The sequence below is a fragment of the Pontiella sulfatireligans genome, assembly GCF_900890705.1.
GTDB classification, from domain to species: Bacteria; Verrucomicrobiota; Kiritimatiellia; order Kiritimatiellales; family Pontiellaceae; genus Pontiella; species Pontiella sulfatireligans.
Map to the genome: position 1 here is coordinate 1,400,523 of NZ_CAAHFH010000001.1, position 19,782 is coordinate 1,420,304.

The following is a 19,782-nucleotide window of genomic DNA, read 5'->3' on the forward strand; positions in this document are numbered from 1 at the left end:
ATTTTGGACATGACCGAACAAAACCATAAAACGGAAGACCTGGTACGGGATGGGTTGCGGTCGCTTTTCGATGCTAAATCAGATGATGCGGCCTTGTCCGCACCGGATCTGCTTCCGATTTTTTCAGGGTTAAAACCGGAGCCCCCCCACTATACCGATAAAACGCTGGTTGCGCGCGGCGGCATGAAATCCATATTCAAGGTTCACGATCCGAAGACCGCCCGGTATGTCGCCATGGCAACGCTCAATGCCAATTCTCCTGAAGAGCTTTATGAACCGTTTTTGCGCGAGGCACGCCTGACCGCGCTACTGGACCACCCGAACATCATTACCATTCACGATATCGGCCTGGCAACCAACTCCACCCCCTACTTCACAATGGAGTTGAAAACCGGCCAAAGCCTGAATCAGATTATCGAGGAAAAGTTCTCGCGGCTCAACAAAGCCCTGCCTCCGGAAACCACCAATCAGTTCGTGAACATCTTTCTGAAAATCTGCGATGCCATAGACTATGCCCATTCGCGGAATGTGCTGCACTTGGATCTCAAGCCCGACAACATCCAGATTGGCCAGCACGGGGAAGTGGTGGTCTGCGACTGGGGTTTGGGCAAACTGATCGGCGACGCCGAATATGACGGCGGCGAATTCGACCGGTTGCTCCTCAACCCAGATCTGCTGAACAACATGACGCTTTCCGGCCACATTAAGGGAACCCCCGGATATATGGCTCCAGTTCAGGTGGAAGCCCGGGGAGAAAAAACCTGCCAGACGGATATCTATGCGCTCGGAGCCATTCTCTACAACATGCTCACAAACCATACCCCGGTTGACGGAAAGACCGCGGATGAGATGCTGGAAAACACCGCCAAAGGAAATATCATCTCTCCGAATGAACGATACCCAAACCGGAATATACCGCCCGCACTCGCGGCGGTTGCCATGAAGGCGCTTTCGACCGATCCCGCGAGACGCTATCGCTCGGTCAGGGAACTTCGTGACGACCTTACCAGCTACCTGAACGGATTTTCAACCGCCGCGGAAAATGCCAGCCTCATGCAAGAAATCCGCCTCTTCTACAAGCGGCAGAAAAAAGTGGTAAACCTATCCGGTCTGTTTTTGCTGGCCCTCGCCACAGCAATCACCATTGCATTCATATCTATACACAAAAGCGAACAGACAGCCCGATCCACACTGGCTGAACTTCAGAAAAAACAAAAGGAGTTGGAGAAACGAGGGAGACAGGCCGCTCCTGCCATACTTGACAAAGCACTGAACGAATTAGCCGCTGGAAATTTGGAGGAAGCGCTCAGGCTCACCAAGATGGCGAGCGTCCAAGCCCCCAAGAACAGCAGTGCTTCAAACCTGTTGGGTCTATTGTATTTTTTCAATGGTCAATATGCTGAAGCGGACGAATCACTCCGTGCCAAACTGACCCCCCAGTACCGTTTGATTAAAAAACTCAACGAGGCTTATTTAAACAACGCATTAACGCCCGAACAGGAATACGACCATGTTGAAGAACTGCTGAGAATCTACAGTCAAAGCGTTCTGACTCCTATTACCACTTCCGTGCTTCTCCACTGGACGGTTGATGAGAGGCCAGAATTCCGTGCGCTTGCCTTACGCTATCTCAGGCTGCCGAAAGAAACGTTAACCGGCGCAATCAACTTTGCTGTCGCATATGGAGACCCGGATGCTGTAGATGCCATAACGTTGCATGTGCTCCATGAACTCGAGGCTTCGCCTGACTGGATCGGACGTCGCCTGCCGGCCACATTGGGCATGAAGTTAACGCGTGACCCGGCAGCGAAAAGCAGATTCAAAGCCCTTATTCCCGCTAACCTGGCACTGGGTCAACCGATTGTAAGGAAAGGGATGGAGTATCTGCACAATCCCGATCTTGTAGTCGATGGAAACATTGCACCGGAAAGTTTTTGGTCTGCCGCCTCACGTCCGGCCACCATAACCATCGACCTTGGCAAAGTGCATGAAGTTACACAGGTAAAGCTTTTTGTCGACCGGCTCGACCGGGCGAAACCCAGCTATGCGATGTCGCATTCTGAAGACGGCATAGAGTTCAATCCCCTGCCCATGAAATTTCGACAAACGATCGAAGACCGCATCTGTTATGCGTATGAACTTCAGCCAACACCCATACGCTATGTCCGCCTGAAACTGCTGCACCTCATAGACGGCCCGCCCGTGCAGATCAGGGAGATTGAGGTCTACTGAGCCGCCATTCGAAGAAATGATTCAACCGCTGCTCCAGCCTCGAAATCCTCGGCTTGTGCCAGTAGTTCGATCAGTGATACGTTATCCATTGTGTGGTCTCCTTTCATTGGTCTGAAAAGTCCAGTCTATACGGACCGGACGTGGAGGCCACACACCTAAATTTTAACAATCAAAAAAACGCTTCCTTTTTCTATGCCGCGCACTTTTGTGTGTGATTTTTCGTGCAATTACCTTTTCAGCATTAACACGTTCTAAGTATTTTTGCGCTTTCTTGAACATTTTCTGGGTCAGTTCCGGATGTTGGCTGCTGATATCATCTTGCTCCCCAATATCCTTACTCAAATCAAACAAGAGAATTCTCTGAGTTTCCCAATAGACAATGATTTTATAGCTTCCTTCACGAAAAGCAGTGCCGTCGCCCCTTTTTGCAACCGAACGATGGAACACGAAAAAATCATCAGGACGCTTAATGATTCCTTTCCCTTCATTTTTCAGGATGGGCAGCATGCTCCCCCCTTCGGTGTAGGCAGGCGGTTTAGTTCCGGGCGCAATCATATCGAGAAAGGTCGGCATTAAATCATAACCTATTACAGGCACACGAGAAACAGAACCAGGTTCAATCCCCGGCCCGCTAACGATAAAAGGTACTCGAATGCCCCCCTCATAGACATAGTTCTTTCCATATCTCAAAGGACGGCTCTTATTCTCTGGAACGGCAAAACGCTCCTTATCGAGCTGCCATCCATTATCCGAGGTATAAACAACATAGGTATTGTCTGCGATGCCCTGCCGGACCAATTCGTCAAGAATCGCTCCAACACCAAGATCCAGATCCTCGTTCATCGCCGCAAAATTAGCATCGGCATGTATCTTGCCGGGTTTTAATTTATCATACTTAGCCCTCATTTCCGGAGACGACCTGAATACAGCATGGTCTGCATAGTGCGAAACCTGCAAATAAAACGGGTTGCCTGCGTTATTTTGGGTTCTGATAAAATCAATAGCTCGAGCAGTTAGCTCCTTCACGCGTTTTGGATCGGTCGGGTCGTTCAAGTCATCATTTGGCTTTCGGTTCCCTTCCACATTGGTTGTTTCACCATCCGAAAAATCATAACCGCACTCCGCAGGTGAAACATCATGAATATGCCATTTACCGAAGTGCGCGGTCACATAACGGGAGTCCGCCCGTTTAATCAGGTTTCCAAGGGCCTGCTCCGGATTGCCAAACTGGCGTGATTCATCAAAATTAATGATCGTGACACGCGCCTTGGCAGGCGTGACACCAAACTGAACACTGTTGCGCGACGGGGTACAAAGAGGTGCAGGAGCATACCCTTGCGTAAACCGCATCCCCTCCTTGCATAAACGGTCTAGGTTCGGCGTCTGGAAAAAATCACTTTTAGATCCCGGAATATCTGGATCCATTTGGGAGGATAAAGCGTTCCATCCCTGGTCATCCGCATAAAGAAATACAATATTGGGAGGTTGCTGAGCTGCCATCCCTATGGGGACCGTTATAAAAACCGCAACGGCTACCATCGCAATCCCGTTCTTTCTGATATTCATATCCATCCTGACGCCTGAAGTTGCGATAACTTTCCTTGAACTCATCAGCTATCTCCAGAAGAGCCATTACTTTGCTTATCTACTCTTTCGTTCCCGCATCTCATGAGAAATCGTTATGGCTTTCGCGCGATCCGCCTCATCATAGTCCCAGAACTCATCAATAACCCGATTGAAAGCAAATTTCGGGTCATCCTCGCCCAGCTCAGCCCGGCGCGCCTTGAGTTGCTTCTTCAGCTTTTCAATAACATCGGCAAATTCCGGATTGTCGTAAATATTATTGTCTTCGGTTGGATCGTTTTTTAAATCATAAAGCTCCCAACCCGGCGGAGTATCCGGTTGTGGCTCCCCTTTCCAATTCGTTCCATAAAACATAATCAGCTTGTACCGTTTGGTGCGGATAGCAATACAGGCCGGATTCTCGTGGGATGTCATGTGCAGCCAGTAATGATAATAAACAGACTGCTTCCAGCCTGCAGGTTCCCTGCCGGTTTCCAGAACAGTTCTGAAACTTCGTCCGTGCATATAGTCCGGCGTTTGTACTCCAGCAAAATCCAGCATGGTCGGCGCATAATCAATGTTTTCCACCATGGCATCACTACGTCCGGTTTTGACGGATTCCGGATAGCGCACAATAAACGGCATGCGCATGGATTCTTCATAAGGCCAGCGTTTATCTATATAATCATGCTCCCCGAGATAAAAACCCTGATCTCCGGTATAGATAATGACCGTATTCTCATAAAGACCCTCGGCCTTCAGATAATCAATAATGCGCTTAAGGTTGTCATCCACTCCTTTTACACAACGCAGATAAGCCTTCAGATATCCCTGATACGCATCGCCTAAAATTTCTTCATCGCTTTTTGATTTATCAAGCCCCTTCGCCCAAGCACCTGATTTCGTATAGTTACGTCGTGGGTTACGGCGACCCACAGATGTTCCAAGGTATGGAACCAGTTCATCATTATAGCCACGCGTTGCAATGGAACCATGGTTTTTACGATCGCGCATATTTTCAGGCTCAGGAATTGTAACATCGGCTAAATACGATTCGTAGCGAGGGTTATACTCAAACAAATCATGAGGCGCTTTAAAATGTAACTTCAGGAAAAACGGCTTCTTCTTATCCCGTTTATTCGCAAACCAATCCAGTGCGGAATTGGCAATTGCATCCGTAGAATGTCCTTTCATTCTTACAGCATTTTGGAATTTTCCGGGTTTTTTACCACCTTCCACATTCACCACACCGGTTGCACCCTTTTCATAAAAAACAGGATCAAAATAGAGGCCCTGCCCCGGCAGGACTTTGTAATAATCGAAAGCCTCCGGCTTATCGTGCAGGTGCCATTTACCAATCACAGCGGTATCATATCCGGCCTTCTTCATTTCAATAGCAAGATATTGCCGCTCAGGAGGCAGGTGCCCCCCTAGCGTAAAGATTCCATTCACCGCACTGCTCTGCCCAGTCATGATAGAAGCCCGGCTCGGAGTGCAAATCGCATTCTGACAGAAGGCATTTTCCATCACCATACCCTCTTTGGCGATCGAGTCGATGGTCGGTGTCGGATTCAGGGTGGCCAAGCGGCTTCCATACACCCCAATGGACTGCGACGTATGATCATCCGACATAATAAAAAGAATATTAGGTTTCTCCTGCGCCCTTGCCCCCGCGACACAGAAAGTCGCTATTGCGATTAAAAAAAAATTAATAATGCATTTCATATTTCATTCCTCATAAAAAGATCGATCGACTCAATTACCCGAGCTAACCAGGCGGCTTTTTTTACTTCTTTCACAAGTACATCGTAAGGTTTTCCATGTTCGCCGAAAAAGAATTCCGACGGCACTCCCACCTGATTGAATTCACCACCTAAATGCGCAAACGGGAACCGCCACGCAACTCACAAAGAACTATTTATCCCACAATCAACCAACCCTTTCAATACGGTAATAATACAGGGTTTACAGATTTCAGAATCAGTGACAGATTTATCTCACTTCGATGAGTAGGTCGGCAGACAACGGCAAACAATGGAGTGAAAAAGATGAAAACAATAATCCCATGGGCAACCTTGTTGGCATGTGGACATGCGATGGCGGAAGTCGTCACACTAGACTCACCGAAGGACAGCGTCATGGTCTCAAGCCAGGGCACCGCGATGAATCCTAAAGTTTCTGACGAAGCATGTTTTTCTGGCCGAGACTTCGCCGGAGCCGTGCGCTCACGAGACAAGTATGACGAAAAAGCAACTCAGAGGCATCTCCGCTTCAATCATTTTGCACCAGCGGAAATCTATAGCACCTTCGGCACAGCTAAAGACAAAATAAATGGGAATACGGAAGGAATCTTTACAGCAAACTCCCCCGCCTTACTGAACACCGTAAAAAGATGTGCAGACAACCCTGCAACCGTTGGATTCATTTACTAAAATTTAATTTCAACAAGAAATATTGATCCCGCAATCAACAATTAAAAAATATGGATCGCATTTTGAATTAAAGAGCCAGTGGCTCGCAAGGTCGGTACCTTGCAAGGAACAAATAAATAACAAGGAGATAGAAATGAAGATACTCGTCACACTAATATTAGGTCTGACAATGCTTTCTGCAAATGCAGAAAACAAAACCATATTCAGCACGGACTTCACCGGAGGAACCATTGGCGAAGACCTTACAGCCGCCTATGGTGATAGTAGTACTTGGACTTATTCGAATCCATCTTGGACCAATCACGATGGCTACATTGTAGGGATTGCTAAAGACTTTCAACTAGTGGTTACCACGAATTCAGTCACTCTCGCCGCAGGAGACTCCATCTCACAGACGGTTAAAGTAAAGACCTCTGCCATGCTCGCAGGAAAATTAGTTATGGATGTGGGAATCGGTGACAGCAACGGCATTAACGGAAATAAATTTTACTTGTCGTACACAGCAAACTCAACCTTTTTCGGCAATGCCGGATTTAGTGCAGACACTTGGTATTATTTAACCTCCACCCATACTAAAAGCGAAACGAGCGGGAACTTTGACGTAACCCTATCGGCGTTCGATGAGAGCATGACACCTCTGGGTTCTAACTCATTTACAAAGACGAATTTGGAACTATACAATTCAACAAGTGTGTATGTTGGTTTCCGCTCATCAAAACACAGTGAAGTGTTTGGTCCCTACCAAGTAAGTTCGTACCAAATAGATGCAGACATCGCCCCGGCAAAGCGCACCAATGACAATTCTATATTGCTCCTGACTCCACCCAACGCACTTTCCATGACCTTGGACGCCCCCGCAACCATGACCACCGGCACGGTGTTTGCCGCACTTTATCGCGGAATAGTCACCAGTAACGATGTGCAAATCACAGCCGTAAACGTAATCGAACAGCAGCATGCCGGAGCGTTCAGTATGGTTGACTTTTCATCCCCGCTGACACTTACAAATGAAACAGACAAAGGATCCCTCAACATTCGGTTTGATCTGTCCGGAACCGGCTTATCCAATGGAGAAACGTCCACCGGGCGGGTAGAAATCGTCTGGAACGAAATCGGTCAGGCTAGCCAGACCAGTATACTTTCGGTATCTGCCATCTACGACGCGCCACCTGTTGAGCTTTCCCTGAAACCTTCAGATGGGCTTTATATGATTGCGTTAGATGACACACCGGTTTCCGGTGACATCACCCTGTCGTATGTCGCGGACAGCATATCCCCAACCAATGTTGAGATTAGCGCCATAAACTTTGTAAACACATCTCACTCCGGATTTTCCTGCCCGACGGTACCTCCAACATTACCCCTCATCGATCAGTCCCCATCAAACTACCTGGTTTCAATTGTATTCGATAATAGCGAAAGCATTTTGAAGGGAGGCGAAACAGCAAACGGAACCCTACAAATAGTCTGGAATGAAGCCGCTCATCTTGAAAACTATACCAACAACATTCCAGTCTCCGCCACTCTTCCGCTCGGAGCAATTACCCAAACAGATGCGCTTTCAAATAACTTTGACGGGGATGATTCCAATGACATCGGCCCCGGTTTCCAGCTGGTCCAGAATAACGGTGCCAACGATCCGGCCAACACGAATCTATCGGATGCGGCCACGGGTCTGATTTCCTTTACGAAAACCGGAACACTCATACCCACCGTCGGTTTTGCTTCCACTGGAGGTATAGATGTAAGCAAAGTTGAAGGATTTAAACTCACGTGGATCGTGGACAACACTTCAGATGCTATCGATCCGAAAAACAATGGCTGGTTCTTCGGCGTACAAAACCGCGTTTTCAATCCGACGAATGGCAGCAGCTTGTGGAATGCTGATCCGAAAGCGTTGGGAGTTCGCATCTCAGCAGCAGAAGGTCTGGATTTTGTAAATAATGCGGGCAATGCGGTTACAAGCGAGACGCTGCTGGCTGGCGGATCGCTCAGTAAAGATTCATACACGGACGGATTTACCATCGAATTGACGGTAACCAGCAACGACATGTGGTACGTTACGACCACAGGTTTGACGGTCGAAGTCAATACCAATGGCACCCTGTCAACGGTACTCTACTCGGACATTGCCGAATTGGTTTACCCCAGCACCTACTTACAAGCCAAAAGTCAGCAAGATGTATATTACAATCAGGTTACATTAAGGCCACTGGGAGATCGGTGGATCGGAGACCCGGCAAAACTTCAGATCGGTATGGGAACGGGAGACGGAAACCTGAACATTTCGGGCAGTGAGTTATCCGATTATGGCACCTACACCCTGCAGGGAACAAAAAGTCTCGTGCACACCAACTGGATTGATATTGCCTCCACCTCTGGAGTTGCCGAAGTCAACTGGGATATTCCAGCAACGAACACGGTGGAATTTTTCCGGGTGATCAGCCAGTAATTGGAAAACATGCGGTTTGCCGATTTCGGCAAACCGCATGAGTACCGCACACTGCAAGACAACAGCTTGCTCGTACACCCCATAGACCTTTTTCAACAATGGCAGGCAAGGTCGGCACCTTGCAAAAAACAAAAAAAAACAAACAAATAACAAGGAGATAGAAATGAAAACAATCTTAACCCTCATAATGAGCCTGGGAATGCTTTCTGCAAATGCAGGAGTTATATTCAGCACTGACTTCACTGGAGGAACCATTGGCGAAGGCCTTGACACCGCCTATGGTGACACCTTTTATAAAGGAGTGAATTGGATCAATCAAGATGGCTACGCAGAAGGACCTGCAACTGACTATAAACTGGTGCTTACCACTAATGCAATTGCTCTCAACGCAGGAGACTCCGTCACAACGACGGTTAGAGTGAAGACCACAGGCACGGAGGTTGGAAGAATTATTATGGATATGGGAATCGGGGGCGACATAGACTTCGGGAATAAATTTTACACGTCGCTCAAAGACCAATCGCCCCTTTTCCCCGACTCTGATTACGTTGCGGACACTTGGTATTATTTAAGCTCCACCTTTACTAAAAGCGCAACGAGTGGCGAATTTTCGGTAACCCAAGCGGCATACAATGATAGCATGACGCTCATCGGTTCTTTCTCAGAGACAAGAACTGATCAAACAGCAATATACGACGCCGAAACAGTGTACGTTGGTTTCCGCTCATCAAAACACAGTGAGATAATGGGACCCTACCAAGTTTCTTCGTACGAAATAAGTACGTCAGCGATTCCGGAGCCAGCTACCTTGGGACTCATCACCGCTACCGGACTGGGCATTCTTTTCATTCGCAGACGTTTATTACTGTAAGCATATACAGCCTTATATAAACAGGATTCCCCCCCGTGGGTGCCCGTTTGGCGGTGCAAGGTTCTCCTCTTTTCCTTGCACCGTTTTTATCTTCTTACCAGCAAGCTTCTTCACTACACACTACATATTTAACCATGACAGACGACTATGAAATGTATGACTAAACTAATTCTGTACGGACTATTCTTAAGCACGCTCTGCTCACAGGCACGCATTATTGATGTGGCAAGCCATGGTGTCGTTCCGGGAAAAGATTCCACCTATGCGCTCAACAACCTGATTCAAAGCGTACAGGACGAACCCGATGTCACGCTCAGCTTCCCAAAAGGGCAATATGATTTTCACTCAGAAAATGCATTGGAGATGCATCGGGCCGTGTCCAACCATGACAACGGGCTGAAGCGCATGGTTTTCCCTCTGTTTAACCATAAAAATATTACCATTGATGGCGGCGGCTCGGTTTTCATGATGCATGGCCGGGTGATCCCTTTCACCATCGAAAGCGTTGATGGCATTACCCTGAAAAACTTTTCCATAGATTGGAAACAGCCCTTCCACGCAGAAATGAAAGTGGTTGAACGAGACCTGAAAAAAAACAGCGCTGTGTTCGAAGTCGACGAACAACTTTATCCGCACATATTCCAGCATGGCCAACTGTTGTTCGACCGGATGGGGCAGAAGGATCCCATTGGCATGACCATTGTGTTCGACCCACAAACGCGCGCCCCTATTTTCGACACGGATAAATACAGCTTAAATTCATCCAGAACCAAGGCCAGTAAAACAGGAAAAAACCGCATCAAACTCGAAGGCGGATTCAAAAAAGAGCCGCCGCCGATCGGCAGCGTGATGATCTCCTATGGAGTACATCCCACCAGCCGTCTCTGCCCAGCAATTCATGTAACGAATTCCAAAAACCTGCAAATCGAAAATGTGACCGTATATGCAGCCGGTGGTATGGGCTTGATCGTCGAACGCACCGAAAACTGTACCCTGAATGACATGAAGGTGACTTCCACAAAAGAACGTGTTGTTTCCTCCCGGGCAGATGCCACCCACTTCATTGGATGCAAGGGATTGATTAAGGTGGAAGACTGCCTGTTTGAGCATATGCTCGACGACGCCATCAACGTTCATGGCGCTTATGTTCCGGTGGTGGAATATCTCGGCAATAACGAGTTTCTTTGCAACATCAGCCATTCCCAGCAATGGGGATTGACCTTCGGTGAAGCCGGAGACCGGATTGTCCTGACATCGCGCAAGACCGTCCTGCCCTTCTTTGAAACCACCATCACCGACGTACGTAAGTTGAACGAACACCGCTTCGTCATGACCGTAGCCGAAATGCCGACGCAACTTCCTGATGTTCCCTTGTCAGTCGAAAATCTGACCTGGTATCCGGACTTTATTTTCCGCAACAACATTGTACGGGAAAATCGTGCCCGCAGCATTTTAGTGACCACCAAGGGCAAGGTGCTGATCGAAAACAACTACCTCTCCTCGCAGATGCACGGCATCCTGATCGAGGGCGACAATAACAGCTGGTACGAATCCGGCGCGGTTGAGGACGTCACCATCCGCAATAATGAATTTGTAAATATTGGTTACGACAACCACGATCGCTATCCCGTACTAGCCTCCCCTCTGCTCAAATCAGATCAACACTTGGGCGAAGGCCGTTACCATCGAAACATCCATTTCATAAACAACACCATCAAAAGCTTTAATGGCCATATGGTCAAAGCTCGTTCTGTAGATGGGCTTCTCGTTTCCGGCAACAAAATAGAATTCAGCTCCACTTATCCGCAATCCGAGGGAGACCCGGCGCTTTCTATGGAATATTGTGATCATGTTACCATTGAAAATAATACCGCTACTGGATTCAAAACAGAACTTGTTATCACTGAATCCGCTGATACCACCCATGTAAAAACAGAACAGAACAACGGCTTTAAAAACTCAAAGTAAACAATCATCCATGTGTCTCTAACGCGGCTGCGCAGCAGATTTATGAACCACGAAATAGATGCTCAGGACAGGTTTCGTGTATTTGGTGTATTTCGTGGTTAAACACCTTCTCCCAGAGTGGTTTGAGAGTAATCTATTTAGGAACGCATAATGGCAAAAAGTTAGCATGGAAGAAACTAAGTGAAAGAAGGCCAATCCCAAACCAAACACGTGCCTGATCAACATCAACTCAATGGGGAAGAATAAAGGGAGAGATAACATGATGCCTAAAGGTTCACTTTCAAACAAGATAACCGGCTCGGCATTGGCGTTTTGTTCAATTCTATCCACATCGCTTGCGGAGGTGTCGGAAAGCGATTTTTTCACCGACACCATCAATTTCAATGGACCAAGCGTGGATATTGTTGCGGATTATGGAGCCAATGGCACCGATACCGCCAGTGACAGAGTTGCCATACAAAACGCAATCAATGCCATGACGGCATTGCCCAACGGAGGAATCGTTACGATCCCGGCAGGAACATTCTACTTTATTGGTGTCGAAATAAAATCCAATGTCCACCTCATTATCGATTCCGGAGCTACCCTCGTACTAACACCCACTGAATCTACAGGAAGCCTGTTCAAAATAGGGAAGTCGAGCAGTACGATAGAAAACATAAGCGTTAGAGGTTCTAACGGCAGGTTTACGGTGGATATGAAAAATATCACCCCAAACTCGAAAAACAAGGCGGTCGCGTTCAACCTGACTCTTGTCCAAAACTTTATGCTTTCCGATTTTAATATTATTGATTGGCATACGAGCATGCCCGGCATCCACGTTGCCGGGAACGAAACAGATGCACCCTTAGATGGAATCGTTAAAAATGCGTACATTAAAGATGCCCACTATGGGTACGGATTGGTACAGCAAGGAGCCGGCAGAAACATACTCTATAAAAATCTCTCAGGAACCGGGGGCGTAACGCTTCGCTTTGAAGGCGCTAATGGCGCAGATGATCAGCCGTTGGCTCCGGATAACGATCATGTTTACGCAGAAAACATATCGATTACCAACGGGCATAACGGGGTCCAGCTTTCGACGAAAGGTTCAGTGCAAGGCACCTTTCATATTGATGGCGTGTTAGCTGTGTCATCGTTGCATGCCGTCAGTGCCGGGACGAGCACCATTGAAAATGAAACGGGGGAAAACAATTTTTTAACCTGGGATCCATCCTCCACGATCAAAAACGTGCATGCCATCTATGGGGAAATGGCGGAAAACGGCAATAACATAAAGGATATCCCCTGTTCTCAACAATGGATGGTTGAGGATGACATGCCGGCAGAATATGGCGACATCCGCCGAGGCCCTTCTGCCGTGCCTGTGCGGCTGGACGTCGATTCCATCCCCTTGGCGAATGTTCAGAATATAACGTATGAGGGTTTCGAGCATATCCATGATCCCATATTTATCGGAGAAAGACAGTTCGGGCTATGTGAAGCAAATCCGGTTTCAGGCATGAATTTGTCTCATACAAACGCAATTCTGAAGGTAAGCGACATGGTTCAACTTACAGCAATAGTAGTTCCATCCGATGCAACCTTTCAGACCGTAAATTGGAGTTCAGATACCCCCTCAGTCGCGACCGTTGATGCAAATGGTTTAGTCAAGGGAATGGGAGCAGGTTCCGCAACAATCACCGCAACAACCATGGACGGCGGATACAACGACAGCTGTTCCGTATTAGTTTCCGACGATCAGGAAACCTTCGACTTTCTACTGCACAACAACTTTGATGGAAATGATTCCAATGACATCGGTCCCGCGTTCCAAATTGTTCAGAATGCAGGTGGCCTCGAGCCGGGCAACACCAATCTCTCGGATGTGGCGACGGGGCTGATTTCCTTCACGAAAACAGGAACCGTCATACCCACCGTTGGCTTCGCCTCCATTGGCGGGGTGGATGTGCGCAACGCAGAAGGTTTCACACTAACATGGGTCGTGGACAGCACCTCAGATGCTATCGCACCAAAAAATAATGGTTGGTTCTTCGGCGTACAGAATAATGTCGGCAACACGACAAATGGCACAAGCTTATGGAATAATGATCCGAAAGCGTTGGGAATCCGCATCTCAGCAACAGCGAGTATGGATTTTGTGAATAATGCGGGCAATTCTATTTCGAGCATTCCTCTGCTAAGTAACGGAATGCTCAGTACAGACTCATACACAAACGGCTTTACCATAAAACTGACGGTAAACAGCAACAACATGTGGAACGTTACGACCACAGGGTTGAATATCGACGTCAATACCAACGGAACACTGTCTACGGTGCTCTACTCGGACATCGCAGGATTGGTTTACCCTAGCACATACTTACAAGCAAAAAGTCAGCAGGTTGTATACTACGATCAGGTTACGTTGATGCCTCTTGGGCAATCAACCGCACCCGCAAACCTTCAAATTGAAATGAGCGCCGATGGAGCGCTGAGTATTTCAGGAAATGAATTGTCCACAACAGCCACATACGCGCTGCAGGGCACAGAGAGCCTCGTCAACACCAACTGGATTGCTCTTGCGACGACCTCAGGGGTAATCGAAGTCCGGTGGATCATCCCGATCACAAACAATGTGGAATTCTTCCGGGTCATCTCTGAGTAATAGAAATATTAAAACCAATTTCACTGTCATCCCATAGATTTTAAATAAAAAGGCTGGCTTGTGAGCTCTAAATCCTCCACTCGGAGGGTATGAAAAAACAGAGACAAAAACACAAACCAGCCGGACATAGGTATACAACCTTGAAGCAATTGTGCAATCTGATTCCCGGACACATGGTCACGAACCTTGCGAAGAAGCATGGCGTCGATGCCCGAAGCCGGACGTACACGCCATGGAGCCATGTGGTTTCGCTGCTTTATGCCCACTTTGCTCATGCGCTCGGGCTTAACGATGTATGCGACGCGCTCCAGATGAATGCGGCGGCGCTCTCCACCATCCGCGGTGCGGTTCCACCGTCCCGCAACAACCTGAGCCATGCGAATCAAGTGCGCGACGCGAACATGGCCGAAGAGCTTTATTGGAGCATGATGAAGCATCTGATGGACACGGTGCCTGGTTTTGCGAAGGGAAAGGTGCGTAGTGGATACCTCCGTCGCTTCAGCAAGGCGATCCATGCGCTCGATTCGACCACGATACAGCTGGTGGCCAATAGCATGGACTGGGCAAAGCACCGCCGCCGCAAGGCCGCCGCGAAGTGCCACATGCGTCTGGACCTGCAAAGCTTCCTTCCACGATGTGCCATTGTCGACACTGCAAAACACCATGACAGCCGCAAGACCTTGAGCTTGTGTGCCGACCTTGAAGCCGGAGAAATCGTTGTATTCGACAAGGCTTATATCAAATTCAAGCATCTCTTTGAGCTAACGGAGCGCGGCATTAATTGGGCGGGTCGAGCGAAAGACAACATGCAGTACACGGTGATGCGCTCCCTCGAAACGACTAAAAACAAGCGCATCCTTCGCGACGAAGTCATCGAGCTGATGATCGAAAAATCGAAGAAGGCCTACCCGTGCGAGTTGCGCCGCGTTGTAGCCCTCGTGGAGATCAACGGCAAGGATGTCGAAATGGTCTTCCTGACCAACCATCTGGAGTGGAGCGCGTGGACGGTCGCGGAGCTCTACCGCTGCCGGTGGGATATCGAGGTGTTCTTTAAGGAAATCAAACAGACGCTCCAGCTCTCCGACTTTCTCGGCTACAGCGCTAATGCCGTACGCTGGCAGGTATGGACCGGGCTGCTCGTCCATCTGCTGATGCGCTGTCTCAAATTCATGCACGGATGGGATCACAGCTTCAAGCGCCTGTTCACCGTCGTAAGGGTCTCGCTTTGGCGTCGCTGGAACCTGCCCGCCTTGCTGGAATCCTATGGGACAGCCAAACCACCCGGTCGCATCCGAGGAGCACCGGAACAGGCGTATCTGCCGGGGTTCATCTAAATGCTGTGGGACAGCCAACTGTTTAAAACGGGGAATCATCATTACTCTTCAACAAAAAATCGGAATCGACTAAATAAACTAAACATCAGAAACCTTAACAAAAACGGGAGCTGACACTCCGTTAGCGTCCTCTATGGGATGACAGTGAACCAATTTAATTTCACCACCCTTTCGAGGGGGTCGTGGGGCATGGTGCCTTCTAGGCGACATAACCACCTAATCATGGCCAACTAACATGTGCCCCACGTCAGCCACACTCTTCATGGGGCTTCCGAGTTTGACGAGGAGGGATCAGGTGGCCTGAAACAAGCACACTAGGTCGGAGTACCACCATGTGAATAAACCGCTCATTCAAAATCTCGTCTGCGCCTCTTCCCCGACCCCATAGGCAAGCCAGCCAAAGCCTGATAATTTATCGGGCATGGATACGAATGAAAATAATGGGTTGGGGCGTGCTTCTTATACGGATGAAGAACAAAAGGAATCAAAACGAGGGAAGCGCAAGGGGCTCGATGCGCGCATTCCCAAAGACCTCCCGACCGAAACCATTATTATTGATCCAGATGAAGTTCTTGCCCATCCGGAGCTGTACAAAAAGATTGCCGAAGTCCGCACCGAAAAACTAGATGTCACGCCGACGCACTTCTTTCGCACGGTCATCATTCGCAACAAATACAAGAAGCGCGACGACCGTTCCATTGCTCCGCTGATTGCTCCCGCGCCGAAGCAACTGATCGAAAACTCCTACGCTTCCACCGGACTGGTTCTTCATATCATCCTGAGTAAATACTGCGACCACCTCCCGCTTTATCGGCAGGAACAAATTTTTAAGCAACGCTTTGGAGTTGAGATCAGTCGGAAAACGATGGGCGGATGGATGTATCTCGTAGCCCAATGGTTATCTCTGATCTATGAAGCACTTCGAAATGAAATCCGCGCGAGCGGATACATTCAGGCCGACGAGACTTTTATCAAATATCAAGATCCGAAAAAGGACTACTGTCCCAACGGATACCTATGGGCTTATCATTCGCCAGGCAAAGGTGTGCTCTTTGAATGGTATGCTAGTCGCGCTGCGACCTGCCTTGACTCGATGTTGGTTGATTATGCCGGGCTGCTGCAAACCGATGGCTACGCTGGCTATACCAGCTGGCTGAATAAGAAGTCGCATGCAAAAGAAAAAGCCGCAATCATTCATGCCGCCTGCTGGGCGCATGCCCGCCGCAAGTTCAGAGAGGTTCCGGGCAATCCGACTGCGGAGGACATCGTGAAACGCATTGCCAAACTTTACCGGGTTGAAAGAAAACTGCGCAACAACCCCGACCTCGACCCCGCCGCATATCGACGGGAACACGCAACACCCGTTATGGAAGGAATCAAAACCATTCTCGAAACCGAACGGTTCCGGCAGCTGCCGTAAAGCGATCAACTACACCCTCGAACGCTGGGATGCGCTCAACTTCTACCTTGAGCATGGGCGGCTCGAAATCGACAACAACCTTGTCGAGAACGCCATTCGGCCGACCGCCATCGGAAAAAAGAATTTTCTCTTTTTCGGCAGCCCTGACTCCGGCCAGACCAGCGCTGTTATCTATAGCCTCATTGAAACCTGCCGAAAGCTCGACATCAATCCAGCCGACTACCTGCGTGAAACCCTCAGCGCCCTGCCGACCATGCAACAGTCCGAAGCTACCGACTGGACGCCTGCCCGCTGGAAATCAATCCGCGGAACCGCCGGAGAGTAGCCCTGTCAAGGCGGTCGCCGAAGAGACGCATACAAAATCTCGTATCCCTGATGCACTAGAAAAATAAATAGTTTTACACACATTACGACGAGGTCCGTGGGGGCGGGGGATGCCATTGCTCTAGATAAACCTTTGAAAGTGGTCAACTTACAAATACCCCATGACAGATAAATGATCAATGGGGTTTCGGGGTTGACGGAAAGGAATCGGCTGAATTGAAAATATGGATATCTAAAAAACTGTAATAAACCCTTGTTTGGCTCACTAAATCCGTTACCTTCATCCGCCTTGTTAAACACAAGAAGATTGCGGGGTAGAGCAGTCCGGTAGCTCGTCAGGCTCATAACCTGAAGGTCCTCGGTTCAAATCCGAGCCCCGCTACCAATCCTAAGCGGCTCCAGTGAAAGCATTTATGCGATTCCTGGAGCCGTTTCTTTTTTGCTCCGAAACCGCGTTTGTGGACATTTTGTGGACACAAATCCACCCACACGGTCCGCAGGCACGGCCAATCTGCCGACATGCGCGGCCCGGACAGGCAGTCTGGCTTGATGCCATGGGCACCGAAATATCTGGGACAGATTCCCCATCATTGGGGAAAGAAAGGATAATCGGCCATGGCTAGCATACACAAACGATCAGGCGTCTGGCACGTCTACTACCGGCAGAACGGAAAGCGCATCCGCTATTCGCTCGAAACCCGCAATGAGAGCGTAGCGAAGGACAAGCTCAAGAAAATCGAATACGAACTGATGACCGGCCGGCATATAAGGCCGCAGAAAACATTGCTCATTGATTTTCTGAAGGACTTCCTCGTACATCTGGAAAACTCAATCAGCTACCGGCACTACCGCAACCGCCGCTCGCACTTGCGGGCGACATTTGGCGATATTCTGCCCGAGCTGGTTGACCATGCCCCCGGCACGCGGGGAGCCAAGCCATTGAGCATGGCTTTGAATAAAACAACAATCTCCTGCCAATACCTCGAAGATATCTCCCCGGCAGTTTTGTCTCGCTATCTTGGCGGCGCGATTGCGCAACTGGGCACCAACCTCATACAATCGTGCAAGGGAAACACTGCATGCCATGTTCGAATACGCGATCCGCGTCCATGAATATGTTTCCCCAGACCAACGCTATCCAAATCCGGCTGGCGCGGTTCCCCGGCGGAAGCCCCCGGCGGCAGATATCAGCTTCCTTGAACCAGGCGACATCGCCGAACAGCTGAAAGCGCTGCTCGACCGACCTGAACTTCATGCGGCAGTGGCCACAATGATTTATTCGGGACTGCGGCGCGGAGAAATCGTTTGGCTGCGGAAGCAGGATATCGATATGGACAACCGGTTGATCCGGATTCGGCCAAAAAAGGATGGGGACAAGTTTTGGCAGCCAAAAACAAAAACCAACCGGGTTGTTCCCATTTCGCAGGATCTCTACGACATCCTATCGGAGTACGAGTTCCCCCAATCATCCATATGGCACTTCCCCGCCCCAAAGCAAAAAATTAAGCGATGGGAAGAGGACAACATGAGCCGGATGCTTCGTCAAATAAATGGCAGGAAGGGATTGGCATGGAAAGCGTTGGATTTCCGCCACACGTTCGGCAGCCATCTGGCCATGAACAATGTATCGCTTTATAAAATAGCGACCCTCATGGGCAATTCTCCAGAGATTTGCAGAAGGCACTATGCCGCACTTATCCCCGAACAGCTGGCCGACTGCGTAGAATTCAACTTCAAGAAAAAGGCTGGACATGGTGGTAGTCCGAAAACATCCCGTTCCAAAATCATCCCGTTACGTAGAACCGGCTACCGCCAGGCACATGCCAAATCCCATCTCGAACAGATGAAGAAAATCCTCGATCAGGAAAAACCGCGCCAGCTCCCGCAAAGCAACTTCGGTAAAGCGATCAATTACACCATCGAACGTTGGGATGCACTCAATCTTTACCTCGAACATGGCACACTCGAAATCTGCAACAACCTCGTCGAGAACGCCATTCGCCCGACCGCCATCGGCAAAAAGAACTTCCTCTTCTTCGGTAGTCCGGAATCCGGCCAGACCAGCGCCGTCATCTATAGCCTCATTGAAACCTGCCGAAAGCTCGACATCAATCCAGCCGACTACCTGCGTGAAACCCTCAGCACCCTGCCGACCATGCAACAGTCCGAAGTTGCCGACTGGACGCCTACCCGCTGGAAATCAATCCGCGGAACCGCCGGAAAGTAACCCTGTCAAGGCGGTCGCCGAAGAGACGCATACAAAGACCCTGCGCAATGCGAAGATATATGACCGGTTATTTGAGTATTTTTCAGGTTTTCACGATGCTCTTGCCGGAGAAATTTAAGCCCAGATATGATACGAGTGCTTGGCAAAGCATCCACTTTTCTTTCCTTCTAATATCTTACCTTCCTCATCAAAAAGCATCATAATCCGGCATTTAATCAGTAAAAACGCGGAGGTCGTGACGGCGTAGTGCGTTCTCCGTTTTCATTAAACGTTTTCCCCACCGGCAGCGCTCTCAGATTTTCGACCATGCCC

Annotated in this window: 12 protein-coding genes, 1 tRNA gene and 1 pseudogene; 12 read left to right on the forward strand and 2 right to left on the reverse strand. The window is 49.0% G+C overall.

Annotated elements, in window-relative coordinates:
- Positions 1-9 precede the first annotated feature (9 nt).
- The gene (locus tag SCARR_RS04790; protein WP_136060373.1) at positions 10-2,232 is read left to right on the forward strand and encodes a protein kinase domain-containing protein; all 2,223 of its coding nucleotides are present in this window, start codon (positions 10-12) and stop codon (positions 2,230-2,232) included.
- Positions 2,233-2,394: 162 nt separating this feature from the next.
- Here SCARR_RS04790 and SCARR_RS04795 read toward each other — a convergent pair whose 3' ends face one another.
- Both SCARR_RS04795 and SCARR_RS04800 read right to left on the reverse strand, forming a co-directional pair.
- Positions 2,395-3,843: a sulfatase gene (locus tag SCARR_RS04795; protein WP_136060374.1), complete on the reverse strand. Its 1,449-nt coding sequence runs from the start codon at positions 3,841-3,843 to the stop codon at positions 2,395-2,397.
- A 30-nt stretch (positions 3,844-3,873) separates the two neighbouring features.
- Positions 3,874-5,520, reverse strand: a complete 1,647-nt coding sequence (locus SCARR_RS04800) for a sulfatase family protein (protein WP_136060375.1) — start codon at positions 5,518-5,520, stop codon at positions 3,874-3,876.
- 323 nt (positions 5,521-5,843) lie between these two features.
- Here SCARR_RS04800 and SCARR_RS04805 point away from each other — a divergent pair, with 323 nt between their 5' ends.
- The 11 genes and pseudogenes from SCARR_RS04805 (at position 5,844) to SCARR_RS04855 (ending at position 19,470) form a co-directional block, all read left to right on the forward strand.
- Positions 5,844-6,227: a hypothetical protein gene (locus tag SCARR_RS04805; protein WP_136060376.1), complete on the forward strand. Its 384-nt coding sequence runs from the start codon at positions 5,844-5,846 to the stop codon at positions 6,225-6,227.
- Between the two features lie 133 nt (positions 6,228-6,360).
- On the forward strand, positions 6,361-8,679 hold the full coding sequence (locus tag SCARR_RS04810; RefSeq protein ID WP_136060377.1) for a hypothetical protein: 2,319 nt from the start codon (positions 6,361-6,363) through the stop codon (positions 8,677-8,679).
- Between the two features lie 163 nt (positions 8,680-8,842).
- On the forward strand, positions 8,843-9,550 hold the full coding sequence (locus tag SCARR_RS04815; protein ID WP_136060378.1) for a PEP-CTERM sorting domain-containing protein: 708 nt from the start codon (positions 8,843-8,845) through the stop codon (positions 9,548-9,550).
- Between the two features lie 156 nt (positions 9,551-9,706).
- Entirely contained in the window at positions 9,707-11,518 is a 1,812-nt protein-coding gene (locus tag SCARR_RS04820; protein WP_222846176.1) for an alpha-1,3-galactosidase-related protein, read from the forward strand.
- A 259-nt stretch (positions 11,519-11,777) separates the two neighbouring features.
- Entirely contained in the window at positions 11,778-14,165 is a 2,388-nt protein-coding gene (locus SCARR_RS04825; RefSeq protein WP_168433001.1) for an Ig-like domain-containing protein, read from the forward strand.
- Between the two features lie 89 nt (positions 14,166-14,254).
- The gene (locus tag SCARR_RS04830; protein WP_136060381.1) at positions 14,255-15,499 is read left to right on the forward strand and encodes an IS4 family transposase; all 1,245 of its coding nucleotides are present in this window, start codon (positions 14,255-14,257) and stop codon (positions 15,497-15,499) included.
- A gap of 421 nt (positions 15,500-15,920) precedes the next feature.
- A pseudogene (gene tnpC, locus SCARR_RS28775) lies at positions 15,921-17,016 on the forward strand (IS66 family transposase); the annotation flags it as partial.
- A gap of 84 nt (positions 17,017-17,100) precedes the next feature.
- Positions 17,101-17,244, forward strand: coding sequence for a hypothetical protein (locus tag SCARR_RS28780; protein WP_281281166.1), 144 nt, complete (start codon positions 17,101-17,103; stop codon positions 17,242-17,244).
- Positions 17,245-17,551: 307 nt separating this feature from the next.
- Positions 17,552-17,628 (forward strand) — tRNA-Met (locus SCARR_RS04845).
- 230 nt (positions 17,629-17,858) lie between these two features.
- Positions 17,859-18,356: a hypothetical protein gene (locus tag SCARR_RS04850; RefSeq protein WP_136060384.1), complete on the forward strand. Its 498-nt coding sequence runs from the start codon at positions 17,859-17,861 to the stop codon at positions 18,354-18,356.
- Entirely contained in the window at positions 18,328-19,470 is a 1,143-nt protein-coding gene (locus SCARR_RS04855) for an IS66 family transposase (RefSeq protein WP_136060385.1), read from the forward strand. The genes SCARR_RS04850 and SCARR_RS04855 overlap by 29 nt, the downstream gene beginning before the upstream one ends.
- Positions 19,471-19,782 lie beyond the last annotated feature (312 nt).